This window comes from Nocardia sp. NPDC058518 (assembly GCF_042719655.1).
Taxonomy (GTDB): Bacteria; Actinomycetota; Actinomycetes; order Mycobacteriales; family Mycobacteriaceae; genus Nocardia.
In genome coordinates, this window is record NZ_JBHXNJ010000001.1 from 787,300 (window position 1) to 799,909 (window position 12,610).

General features: G+C 66.6%; 9 protein-coding genes. All 9 read right to left on the reverse strand.

The window, feature by feature from the left end; all coding sequences use genetic code 11:
* Positions 1–159: 159 nt before the first annotated feature.
* The 9 genes from ACFWPX_RS03455 to ACFWPX_RS03495 all read right to left on the reverse strand — a co-directional run bounded on the left by ACFWPX_RS03455 (position 160) and on the right by ACFWPX_RS03495 (position 12,480).
* Positions 160–2,319: a 3-hydroxyacyl-CoA dehydrogenase NAD-binding domain-containing protein gene (locus tag ACFWPX_RS03455; protein WP_378925603.1), complete on the reverse strand. Its 2,160-nt coding sequence runs from the start codon at positions 2,317–2,319 to the stop codon at positions 160–162.
* Positions 2,320–2,323: 4 nt separating this feature from the next.
* On the reverse strand, positions 2,324–3,535 hold the full coding sequence (locus ACFWPX_RS03460; RefSeq protein ID WP_378925606.1) for an acetyl-CoA C-acetyltransferase: 1,212 nt from the start codon (positions 3,533–3,535) through the stop codon (positions 2,324–2,326).
* A 51-nt stretch (positions 3,536–3,586) separates the two neighbouring features.
* Positions 3,587–4,672 (reverse strand): hypothetical protein, encoded by a 1,086-nt coding sequence (locus tag ACFWPX_RS03465; RefSeq protein WP_378925608.1) that lies wholly within the window; start codon positions 4,670–4,672, stop codon positions 3,587–3,589.
* A gap of 58 nt (positions 4,673–4,730) precedes the next feature.
* Positions 4,731–5,591 (reverse strand): enoyl-CoA hydratase, encoded by an 861-nt coding sequence (locus ACFWPX_RS03470; protein WP_378925610.1) that lies wholly within the window; start codon positions 5,589–5,591, stop codon positions 4,731–4,733.
* A gap of 2 nt (positions 5,592–5,593) precedes the next feature.
* Positions 5,594–7,219, reverse strand: a complete 1,626-nt coding sequence (locus ACFWPX_RS03475; protein WP_378925612.1) for an aldehyde dehydrogenase family protein — start codon at positions 7,217–7,219, stop codon at positions 5,594–5,596.
* Entirely contained in the window at positions 7,216–8,886 is a 1,671-nt protein-coding gene (locus ACFWPX_RS03480; protein ID WP_378925614.1) for an AMP-binding protein, read from the reverse strand. The genes ACFWPX_RS03475 and ACFWPX_RS03480 overlap by 4 nt, the downstream gene beginning before the upstream one ends.
* Positions 8,887–8,929: 43 nt before the next feature.
* Positions 8,930–10,624, reverse strand: coding sequence for a thiamine pyrophosphate-requiring protein (locus tag ACFWPX_RS03485; protein ID WP_378925616.1), 1,695 nt, complete (start codon positions 10,622–10,624; stop codon positions 8,930–8,932).
* Positions 10,625–10,734: 110 nt separating this feature from the next.
* Complete coding sequence (locus ACFWPX_RS03490) at positions 10,735–11,931, reverse strand: amidohydrolase family protein (RefSeq protein WP_378925619.1); 1,197 nt, start codon at positions 11,929–11,931, stop codon at positions 10,735–10,737.
* A gap of 99 nt (positions 11,932–12,030) precedes the next feature.
* A complete protein-coding gene (locus tag ACFWPX_RS03495) occupies positions 12,031–12,480 on the reverse strand; it encodes a VOC family protein (RefSeq protein WP_378925621.1) in 450 nt (149 codons plus the stop codon).
* Between the last annotated feature and the right edge of the window lie 130 nt (positions 12,481–12,610).

Genomic DNA, 12,610 nt, shown 5'->3' on the forward strand with positions numbered 1-12,610 from the left:
GGGCGGGGGCTTGTGGTGTCTCTCTCGGGTTCTCGCGCTCTCTCTTTTTGGTGTGTTCTCGTTCGGTCTGGGGGGGGGGGGGGGGGGCCCCCCCCCCCCCCCCCGACTCTGGTTGCCGAGGAAGGACCAGATGAACGCGGAAATGATCACCGCGTAGTCCTACTCGTAGATCTCACCCTTTTCCGCCTTCTCCACCAACGACTTCGGCGGCAGAAAGTGGTCACCGTAGCGTTCGGCCAGTTCTCGGGCCCGCGCCACGAAACCCGGTACACCGCCCTCGAATTGATTGATGTACTGGATGACCCCGCCGGTCCAGGCGGGGAAGCCGATCCCGAGCAGCGAGCCGATGTTGGCGTCCGCCACGGAGTTCAGCACTCCCTCGTCGAGACACTTGACAGTCTCGAGTGCCTCGGCGAACAGCATGCGGTCGCGCAGGTCCTCGAGCGGGATCTGGGTGCTACCACTGTCGAACGCCGCACGCAGGCCGGGCCAGATACGGGTGCGTTTACCGTCGACATACTCGTAGAAGCCGGCACCGGTGGAACGGCCCGATCGGCCGAACTCGTCGATCATGCGGTCGATGACAGCTTCGGAACTGTGCGGCGTCCACTGTCCACCCGCGGCCTCGACCGCGGCACGGGTCTCCTGGCGGACCTTGCGCGGCAGCGTCAAGGTCAGCTCGTCCATCAACTGCAGCGGCGGAGCCGGATAACCGGCCTGCGCGCCTGCCTGTTCGATCGACGCGGGCTCGATACCTTCGCCGACGGCCGCCATCGCCTCGTTGACGAACGTGCCGATCACGCGCGAGGTGAAGAAGCCACGACTGTCGTTGACGACGATCGGTGTCTTCCCGATCCGCAGGACGTAGTCGAAGGCCTTCGCGAGGGTCGCGTCGGATGTCTTCTCGCCGCGGATGATCTCCACGAGTGACATCTTGTCCACCGGTGAGAAGAAGTGGATGCCGATGAAGTCTTCCGGCCGCTGCACACCCTCGGCGAGATCGGTGATCGGCAGCGTGGAGGTGTTCGAACCCAGAACGGCATCCGGGTCGACGATGTTCTCGATCTCGCCGAACACCTTGTGCTTGAGTTCCGGACTTTCGAAAACAGCCTCGATCACGAAGTCCACGCCGGCGAGGTCCGCCGGGTCGGCCGTCGGCTCGATCCGCGCGAGCACCGCGTCCGAGGTCTCCTGTGTTGTCTTGCTCCGGGCAAGCGCCTTGTGCTCGAGCCTGACCGCATAGCCCTTGCCCCGTTCGGCCTTCTCCTTGGACACATCTTTGAGCACCACGTCGATGCCTGCCTTCGCCGTCACATAGGCGATGGCCGCGCCCATCATCCCGGCACCGAGTACACCGACCTTGCGCGCGGTGTACTTCTCGATGCCATCGGGACGTGAACCGCCCGCAGCGATCCGCCGCAGATCGAAATAGAACGCCTTGGTCATGTTCTTCGCGACCTGACTGATCACGATGCTGACGAAGTAGCGGGTCTCGATCAGCGCCGCGGTGTCGAAGTCCACCTGCGCGCTCTCGATCGCGGCGGCCAGGATCGCCCGCGGAGCGGGCATCGGCGCACCCTTGACCTGTTTGCGCAGGTTGCCTGCGAACGCCTGCAAGTTCGCCGCGAAGGCCGGGTCCGCAGGCGAGCCACCGGGCATCCAGTAGCCTTCGGCGTCCCATGGCTGGACGGCACCGGGGTTGGCTTCGATCCACGCCTTGGCCTTCGGCAGCAGTTCGTCCACCGAGGACACCAACTCGTCGACGAGTCCGAGGTCTTTGGCCCGGCCGGGGCCGTGTCGCTGACCGTGCAGCAGAACGTTGCCGAGTGCGCTCTGGACTCCGAGCAGCCGCGTGGTGCGGACGACTCCGCCCGCACCGGGCATCAGACCGAAGGTGACCTCGGGCAATCCTATGACGACATCATCAATGTCCGCCGCGATGCGGTGATGCGTCGCGAGCGCGATCTCGAGGCCGCCGCCCAGCGCGAGACCGTTGATAGCCGCCACGACCGGTTTGCCCAGTGTCTCGAGGCGGCGCAGCCGTGCGTTCATGGCGGTGGTGGATTCGGTGACGTGCTCGGTGTGCTCCGGTGTGGCCCGGATCAGGTCCCGCAGATCGCCACCTGCGAAGAACGAGCGCTTCGCCGAGGTGATCACCACGCCGGTGATCGATTCCCGCTCGGCTTCCAGCCGGTCCACGACCTGTGTCAAGGACTCCTGGAAGTCGGCGTTCATCGTGTTGACGGGTTGATTGGGGTCGTCCAGGATCAGCACGACGATGCCGTCGGCGTCCTGCTCCCAGCGAATCGTGTCGGTCATGTCCTCACACCCGCTCGATGATCGTGGCGATACCCATGCCGCCGCCCACACACAGCGACACCAGTGCGCGCCGGGCCTGTCGCCGTTCCAGCTCGTCCACCATGGTGCCGAGGATCATCGCGCCGGTGGCGCCCAGTGGGTGCCCCATCGCGATCGCACCACCGTTGACGTTGACCTTCTCGGCCGGCAGGTTCAGGTCCTTCATCCATTTCATGACGACCGATGCGAAGGCCTCGTTGAGCTCGAAGAGGTCGATGTCGTCGATGGTCAGCCCGGCCAGGTCGAGGACCTGGCGGGTGGCCGGCGTGGGTCCGGTCAGCATGATCGTCGGATCCGATCCGGTGATGGCGGCGGCCGTCACGCGGGCGCGTGGCGTCAGTCCGAGGTCTTGGCCGACCTGCTCGTTCCCGATCAGCACCAGCGCGGCGCCGTCGACGATGCCGGAGGAGTTCCCGCCGGTGTGCACATGGTCGATCTTGTCGACCCAGTGGTATTTCTGCAGCGCCACGGCGTCGAACCCATTTCGTTCGCCGATGCCCTCGAACGCGGGCCGGAGCTTGCCGAGGGACTCGACAGTGCTCCCTGGACGGCGATGCTCGTCGTGGTCGAGGATCGTCACGCCGTTGATGTCACGCACCGGCACAACGGATTTCGCGAAGAATCCGCCGGACCACGCGGCCTCGGCGCGGTCCTGCGACCGCACGGCGAAACCGTCGACGTCTTCGCGCGAGAAGCCCTCCATGGTCGCGATCAGGTCGGCGCCGATCCCCTGAGGCACGGTCGAGGCGTCGTAGGTCAGGGCCGGATCGTTGTAGATCGGGCCGCCGTCGGATCCCATCGGCACCCGCGACATCGACTCGACACCGCCGGCGATGATCAGCGATTCCCAGCCCGAACGCACCCGCGCCGCAGCCTGGTTGACCGACTCGAGCCCGGAGGAGCAGAACCGGTTCAATTGCACCCCGGCGACGGTGTCCGGCAGGCCCGCACCGATAGTGGCGGCACGGGCGATGTCGCCACCCTGGTCTCCCACCGGCGAGACGACGCCGAGGACGACGTCATCGATAGCGGCGGGATCGAGCCCGGGGTGGCGGGCGGTCAATTCTCTGATCAGGCCGACCACCAGGTCGACGGGCTTCGTCCCGTGGAGCGCTCCGCCCTTGTTCTTTCCCCGAGGCGTGCGGATCGCCTCGTAGATGTAGGCCTCGTTACTCACAATTGATCTTTCCTCTCGTCCAGCTGTTCGATATTTCGCGCACCGCCGGGTTCAGTCAGCGACGGTGAGGACGAAGGCGGTGGTTCGGCGGGCGTCGGAGGCCACGAGGGCCCCGGCCCTGCCACCGGTGTCTTCCAGCGAATTCAGCATCGTGACCAGCGACCGCAGATGGCCGGACCGGGGCAGGTAGCCGAACGCGAGGTCCCCTCCGCGCGGGTTCACGAGGTACTCACACATTCCGGTTTCCTTGATCCAGGCCACCGGCGTGACGGCGTACTGTTCCGGAACCTCGAGCTGGTCGAGACCGCCGACGTAGAAACCGCCGGGAGCAAGGAGTTGATCGACAGCGTGCGAACCGAGTGGGGCGATGCCGAACTCGGTGGTCGACCGGATCGCACCGGTGGCATGCAGGCGGGCCCGGACACGCAGCCCCAGCCTGATCGCGTTCGGCTCGCTGGTGAGCAGCATCGCGCTCGCACCACGGGCCGGGCGGGCGGTGACCGCCGATCCGTCGTCGATGAGGCCCTGCCCGGACATCGTGCTGTCACCCGTCCCGCCTCTGAACGAATCACCTGCCTCCGGCTTGTGGAAGCAGTCGGCGAGGTAACCGGGTGTGGTACACACGATCTCGGCCACGAAGTCCCCGGCCGCAGCGCACTCCGCGGACCGCGAATAGGACGAGCGGGCCCAGCCGGCCATCTCATCGGGAGCGATACCCCACCAGGCCGCGGCAACTCGGGCCATGTGCTGCTGTCGGTACAGCTCGGCGGCACCGCCGCCGAGCCACGACGTACTCATTCCGAAGTCGGCCGCCGCGACGACGACGACGGCGTCTGGGTACTTCTCGATCGTTCGTATCGCTTGCGCCATGCTCAGCGAACTGCTCGCGCCCGCCGTGGTGGTCAGACCGAGCGGCGGTGGGTCGACGACCCAACCGGCCTGCCCGACCGAGCAGCCGGTCGACAGGCAGCGGGGGTCGGCGAGAAACAGCTCGGTCAGCTCCGATCGGTCGAGGCAGCTTCTGCGTAGCAGCGCCGCGATCACGTCCTCGGCGAGCGTGGTGGGCGTTTCGGGCAGGTCGGGGTCATCCGGAACGACTCCCGATCGGCCCGCATCGATGAGCACAACGTTGGTCATCTCGGCCTCTCGAGCGGTGGGACTGTAGATCAATCGAGGTGGAAACCGGAGCGCCGGATCATGACCCCGCCCCCGCTCCCGCCTTCGCCCCGAACGTCCGCTGCATGAACCCCGGATCGATCAGCGTGCCGTGCACCTGCTGGTTGTGGCTGTGGCACAGCTGGTGGTAAGCGAAGGAGGTCTGCAGAGCGTTGGCGCGGCCCTGGTTGTCCTGGGCGACGTTGACGGCCTCCTTCGCGAGTCTGAGTGCGAACAGCGGCTTCTCGGCGATGCGCGAGGCCAGCTGCAGCGTGAACGACTCCAGCTCGGCCAGAGGTACGACGTGGTTCACCATGCCGAGCCGATGCACTTCGGCGGCCGTGAGGAAGTCGGAGGTGAACAACATCTCCTTCGCCTTCCGGACACCCACCTCGAACGGATGCTGGAAGAGCTCCACACCGGACACACCCATCGACACGGTGTTGTCCTGAAACAGCGCGTCGTCGGCCGCCACGATCAGATCGCACGGCCACACGAGCATGAGGCCACCGGCGATGACCTTGCCCTGAGCGGCGGCGATGGTCGGTTTCGGGAGGTTGCGCCACCGCTCGGACAGCCCCAGATACATCTCCTTCTCGACCGCCATCTGCGATTCGGCACCGGCGCAACCGAAACCGCACCACGTGCCGACCCGCCGGTGATCGGTCACGACCTGCAAGGCCTCGCTGTCGCGCAGGTCGTGTCCGGCGGAGAAGTGTGGTCCGTTCGCGGCGAGGATGATCACACTGATCGAATCGTCCTGCGCCGCAAGGTCGAAGGCGTCGTTGAGCTCATAGAGCATCCGCATGCTCTGCGCGTTGCGCGCTTCGGCGCGGTCGAGCACGATCCGAGCGACCTTCTCGGCAGGCCGTTCGTAGCGGATGGTTTCGAACTCGCTCATCATCAGCTCCGCTCGTCCGGACGATGCAACCGCGCCGTGATATCGGCGGGGGGGGGGGGGGCCGCGGCGGGGCGGCCCCCCCCCCGCCCCCCGGGGCGGACGGCGGGTCGCACAACACCCCCCCCGCCACACCCTCGCCAAGCGACGCTCTTACCAACCCGCCCTCTTATCTCGGGGGTCCCCCCGGGCCCCGCTCCGGCCACGCCGGCGACGCGCTCGGGTGTCAACGGGGGAACAAGCGCAGCGGCCAAGCCGATCGGCAGGTCGCTCTGGGCGATCACACGCTGGTGGGAAAACGTATCGAATCCGGCCATACCGTGGTAGGCACCCGAACCGCTCATCCCGACCCCGCCGAAGGGCGCGACGTGGTTGCCGTATGCCAGACCGAAGTCGTTGCGCGACACCGCACCTGACGTGGTGTTCACCAAGAACCGCTGGAAGTCGCTGGTGTCGGCGCCGTACCAGTAGGACGACAGTGGATGTTCGCCTGCGGCGACGAAGGAAATGGCTTCGTCTACGTCGCGGTAGGTGTGCACCACCAGCACGGGCCCGAAGATCTCCTCGGCGTTGATCTCGGCGTCGGCCGGGGTGTCGAGCAGCAGCGTGGGCGGGATGCGCCGAACCTGAGCATCGGGCACCCGGTTCCGCTCCGACTCCGGCACGATCACGACCTCTGTCGCGCCCTTCGACTTGGCGTCCTCGACGAGCCCTGTGACCCGCGCGTAGTTCGCGTCGTTGACGATCGACACGACATCAGGGTTGTCGATGAAGGTCGGGAAGTGCGCGAGCACGGCATTCCGATAGGACTCGACGAACGTGTCCCGCCCCGATTCGGGGACAAAGGCATAGTCGGGCGACAGGCACACCTGGCCGTTGTTGATGTGCCGAGCGGCGGCGAGCCGTTTCGCGGCCTCGGCGACATCGGCGTCCGGCGCCACGACGGCAGGGTTCTTACCGCCGAGCTCGAGCGTCACCGGAACCAGATTCCGTCCGGCGGCAGTCGCGACCAGTCGTCCCACCTTCGGTGAGCCGGTGAAGAAGAGGTGGTCGAACCGCAGGTCGGAAAACGCAGTGGCAGTGGCCAATCCACCATTGACGACGACGGCCTCTTCGGGACTCATCCGCGAGGCCACCGCGCGAGCGAAGACAGCGCCGGTCCTCGGCGCCATATCGGAGAACTTGATCATGACCCGATTCCCCGCGGCGAGTGCTTCGACGGCGGGCACGAGCACAAGCGCGACAGGGAAGTTCCACGGGCCGATGACTCCGACCACTCCCTTGGGACGATTCTGGACATAGGCCGGGATCGCACCGCCCATGGCCGCCGGCACTTCGGTCGGCGCCATCCAAGTCTCGAGTTGCGTCCGGGCGAAGGCGATTGTCTCCAACCCACCGAGGATGTCGAGTTCCATCGAAATAGTGGGGGGCCGACCGCCGAAGTCGGCGTCGAGAGCCGCGGCGAGCTCGTCGCCGTGCTCGAGAACGGCCGCGACGAAACGGTCGATACGATCACGCCGGGTCGGGGCGTCCGGAATCGGATCCAGAGCCTGGGCGGCTCGCAGGGCGTCGAGGAGACGCTGCAATTCCTCGGGCGCCACGTCGACGATCGGTGCTGTGGTCATGGTCATCTGCTCGGTTCCTTCTGTGCGGGCGAATTCTGGGCGGCGATATCGCGGCCCCATCGGTAGTCGGCCTTTCCCGCGGGGCTCCGGACCACCACGTCCACGCGGACGATGGCTTTCGGCAGCTTGTACCGGGCGAGCCGTTGCTCGGCCTCGGCCAGCAGTTCTCGGTCGGTGGGGTCGTGTCCGGGTAGTAGCTGTACGACCGCGACGATCTCGCTGCCCCATCGCTCGCTCGGCCTACCGACGACGATCACATCGCGAACGGCGGGATGGGCGATCAACGCCTCCTCGACCTCCTCGGCGAAGATCTTCTCGCCGCCGGAGTTGATCGTCACCGAGTCGCGACCGAGGAGCTCGATGCTGCCGTCGGCCCGCAGTCGCGCCCGGTCGCCGGGCAACGCCACGCGGCGGCCTTCGATGATCGGGAACGTGCGCTCGGTCTTGGCGCGGTCGCCGAGGTACCCGAACGGTATGGTGCTGTGCCGGCCCAGCCATCCGGTTTCGGTATCACCCGGTTCGAGGATCCGGCGACCGTCGTCGTCCACTACGCAGGTACCCCGCGCCGCGGTGAAGACACCGGAAGTAGCCGGTGCAGCACTGGTACTCAGGTTCGACAACTGTGAGCCGGTCTCCGAGGAACCGGCGACGTCGGCGATGGCGATGTGTGGAAGCAGCGCCAGGATGCGGTCCTTGACCGATGCGCTCGCGACGGCGCCGCCGGTACCGATCAGCTGCAGGGAACGCCCGTGGTAGCCGCCCCGCTCGAACTCATCGCACAGCGGCGTCGCGAACGAGTTGCCGACGAGGTTCATCAGCTGCACGCCCTCGCGGTCGATCACCTCCCAGACCGAGGCGGCGTCGAGCCGGTCCACGACATCGGGGAATACGACGGTGCCGCCGGTCAATACACCGGCCAGGGCGAGCCACTGGGCTGCGGCATGCATGAGTGGAGGCAGCGGCAGCACGACTCGCCGATCACCGGACACGGCCAGAGCGATGCCCTCGATGAGCGACGCGACGTCGAAGATGCCTGCCGGCAGAAAAGCCGCCAGGGCGCTCTCCAGGATTTCCGCCTGAGCCCACAGCGTGCCCTTCGGCATCCCGGTGGTGCCACCCGTGTAGACCATGTAGAGGTCGTCGGGGTCCGGTGCCGTCTCGGGAGCATCGGCGGAGGAGGCCGCGAGGGCCTGCTCGTAGTCGAGAGCGCCGGGGAGCAGCGGGTTGCCGGATTCGTCCGCCACCTGGAGCAGCAACGTCGGCTTCGCGCGCAGCGAGTCGAGGACCGCCGCCAGCGTCGGAGCGAAACGGGCGTGGTAGATGATCGCGCGCGGCGCGGAGTCGTCGAGCAGGTAGGCGAGTTCGGCTTCGACGTATCGGTAGTTGACGTTCAACGACGCCGCCCGGGCGGCCGCGGCGCCCAGCATCCCCTCCAGGTACTCGTTGCCGTTGTACAGATACAGCGCGACATGGTCCTGGCCCGACTCCCACGGATGCAGGTCGGAGCGCGGCTGGTAGATCGTGATCCCCTGCGACAGCAGGAGATTCGCCAGCCGGTTGACTCGCGCCGACACGTCGCGGTAGGTCAGCCGCCGGTCCCGGAACACGATGCAGTCGTGCTCGGGTTTCGCCGCGGCGACGCCGGCGAAAAGCTCGGCGTGGTTGTATCGCATCAGATCTCCATCAGGTGAAACGATCGGCAGTGGTGACGACGGGTCATTTGCAGCGGATGTCGAGCAGCGCCTGACGTCCCTCGTCACGCACTACGCGCAGCGCCTCCTTGATCGCGCCCTCGAGCTCGCTGCGGTGGTGGACCGTCGCGCCATGGCCGCCCGAGGCGACGCAGTAGGCCGCCAGGTCCGGCGAGGGGGCGAGGTTGGAAAAGCGGTCCTCGCCGGTGGTGGCCGCCGTGCCGTCCGGGTAGACGAGGTACGTCGCCATGTCGACCGCGGTCCAGTTGCTGTTGTTGGCCACGATGGTCAGCACCGGCAGGTCGTGTTTGGCGGCCGCGTGGTGGCACGCCGCAGGGTTGGCGAACATGTAGGCGCCGTCGCCGAGGGTGGCGACGACGGTGCGGTCCCGCGCGGCATACTTGGCGCCGAGCGCCGCGGGCAAGCCCCATCCGAGACCTCCCGACGCGGGCAGGAAGTAGTACGTGCCGGGCTCCGTGCGGCCCAGCAGGTCGGGGTAGGACACGTACTCGTTGAACACGATGTCGTCGTCGTCGAGCAGGTCGCCCAGAACGGCGGAGATCGCCGCCGTGGTGATCACGTCCTCGTCGCCACGGGCGAGCTCGGTGTCGCGCAGTTCGCCGACGGCGGCCCGGCCGGCCGCGGCCAGCGCACGAATCTGTTCGGCCCGACCCTGATCGATGCGGTCGGCGCGCACCTCGAGTGCCTCGATCAACCGGGTGAGGAACGCGGTCGGCGTGGCGCTGATGTTGAGGTCCGAGCGGTGCGACCGCATCGGGTAGGTGGTGAACAGCGGGTCGACGCCCACCTGGGCGACGAAGCAGTCGGCCGACGGCGCGGTGCGCGCCTGGATCCACGGGACATCGCACTCGACGAACACCACGACATCGGCCCGTTCGAGGACGGCCGCCACGTCGGAGCCGACGCGGTGTGGATGATCGGAAGGAATGTTCAGGTAGCGAGCCCACGGGTCAGCGACCCCGAGCGCGAACCGGGTGCAGCACTCGGCGAGCAGGCCGACGGACTCGGTCTCGGCGCCTGCCGCGGCGGCCACGATGACGGGGAACTCGGCCGCGGCGAGCCGGTCGGCGAGCGCGTCGATCGCGGCGGGGTCGGGCTGCAATGCGGTCGGAACCGGCGTGCGCGGCTGTGCCCGCACGGGTTCGTCGGCCGTCTCGGCGAGTACCTCACGCGGAAGCGAGAGGTACACAGGACCACGCGGGTGGGCTGTGGCGACGCTCAGTGCGCGGTCGACGACGGCCTCGACCTGACGCGGATCGCGCAACTCATAGTCCCATTTGACGAACTCGCGCACCATGCTCGCCTGGTCGAACATCTCCTGCGACCAGTGGATCGGCAGGTCACGCGCACCGGTGGCGCCGAACTCGAGGATCGGCGAGCGACCGGCGGTGACGAGCAACGGGACCCGGTCACGCGCGGCGTTGGCGACCGAGCAGACAGCGTTACCCGTGCCGACATTGACGTGCAGCATCAGCGCCTGCGGCCGTCCCGTCACCAGCGCGGCGCCGTGCGCCATGCCCCCGGCGAGGTTCTCGTGGGCACACAGGACGGGGATCGGCAGTGTCGGGCCACCCTCCTGCTTGTTGTCGGCGTAGGCCTCGACGATCGGCGCGAAGTCGGTCCCCGCGTTGACGAAGAACCACTCGATGCCTTGCTCGGCAAGGGCAGTGAGGTAGCGGGTTGCAGCGGTGTGCGGCATGGAGAACTTTCTGTTCGGTGCGCGGACATTCGTCAGGTGGCTGACAGGGCCGCACCGACGAGCCACCGCCCAGGACCGAAGTACCGGACGGTGGCCTCGTCGGGCGTCGATTACGGCAAGAGCCACTCGGCATTCGAGCGGAAGAACTTCGTGGTGATTTCCTCGCCGAGCGGTTCGACCTTCGCGAGCATCTTGCTCATCGAGTCCTTCGTGCCCTCGACGTGCGGATAGTCGGTCGAATAGCAGTACACGTCGGCCAGATTCGGATCATCCTGGAAGTAGCGGTCGACGGGCTCGAAATTGAACGGTGACACCCGCACGTTTCGGGCGATGTATTCCGACGGCTTCAGCGGGAATTTCGCAGCGGCCGCACCGGGGAATACCCCGATGTACATATCCATTCGCCGAGCGGCCGGCCCGACCCAATAGGCACCGACCTCGAGGAGGCCGACTCGCAGCCGCGGGAATCGCTCGAACACTCCCCCGAGCACCAACGCCGACAGATAATTGTCGATTGCCGTGTGCACGGTCGAGAAGAGCTGAATATTGGCGTTCGGGATTTCCGGCGACTGGAACAGATCCTGGAAGGTCTCGGCGACGGTCCACCGCGGATCGAGGAAGGCGAACTCGGTACCGATGTGCAGCGTGACCGCGACATTCGCGGCCTCGAAAAGCCCCCACAGCGGGTCGAGTGCCGAATGCGCCGGCGAGACCCCGCCCGGCGGCTCGTCGGCCTGCAGGTACACCGCGCGAACACCGGCGTCGACCAGCCGCTTCGCCGTGTCGATCATCTCGCTGACATCCGGGCTGGTCGGGACGATCCCGACGAGCCGGATTCGACCATCGGCCAGGACCGCGTTGTCGATGACCCAGTCGTTGTACGCGCGCAGGAAGCTCTTGGCGAAGTCCGGCCTCGACATCCCCTCGAACACGGATTCGTCACCGCCCCAGCGCAGTTCGAAGCCGAGGTCGTCCATGCCGCCGACCATCATCGCGCCGATCGCCGTGGTCGGGAAGACCAGCTGACGATCGACCCCCATGACGTCGAGGACCTCTACCCGGCGCCCGAGGTCGATCGCGCTCGGAGCCGTCGGCCCCTTGATCTCCCACACCGCCTTCGAGTCGATCGGCACCGTGTCCCCGGCCACGTTCGGCTGGTGCATATTGGTCGGACTCGGGTCGGGACGGAGCCGGTCCGCGACATCGAAGAGATTTCCCATAATTCGACCCGGCTGGCCGAAAACATCCCCGAGCAGGTGACCGGGAATCATTTCGTGGCTGTCGACATCATGTGCCAGGAGCTTCATTGCAACCTCTAGTTCTGACTTCCCGGCGACAACACCGGGTGGGTGTGAAAGCAAGCACCGGGAGGAGCTCACTCTGAGTTCTCGGATTCGGTGCCGACATCAGGGAATGAGCGCCTCGACGTCGATCGGCTTGAGAAAGCCGACGAAGTCGTCGTTCGTCCGCCAGTCGTACTCCGGTACCTCGCAATAGATCTCGATCGCGTTGCCATCGGGATCCTTGACGTACAGGCTCCGGGTCATGCCGTGGTCGAACATGGCCTCGATCGTGACGCCCTCGGCCTGCAGGTGCTCATGCATCCGCACGAGCGACTCCTGACTGTCGACGACCAGTGCGAAATGCAGCAGACCGACCTGACCGTCCTGCGGCGACCCGGCGTCCTCGGGCACCTTGAACACCCCGATGTCGTGGTGGTAATCGGCGAATCGGAAGAAGATCGCAATGTCCGATTCCGAGGAGATCGTCATGCCGAGGATCCCGCCGTAGAAGCGTTTGGCCGCCTCTAGATCGCGCATTTTCACCACGACGTGTCCAACGCGTTTGATGCCCATCATTTGCCTCCGCTGGCCTCGAGCCCACCGGTGTCACATGACCACGCCCGGCGGTTCCAGCCATAGGTAGCGTGCGATCGGTAGACGACTAGATAGATTGATCTATCGCCGTCAGAGTAAGCGGAATCTT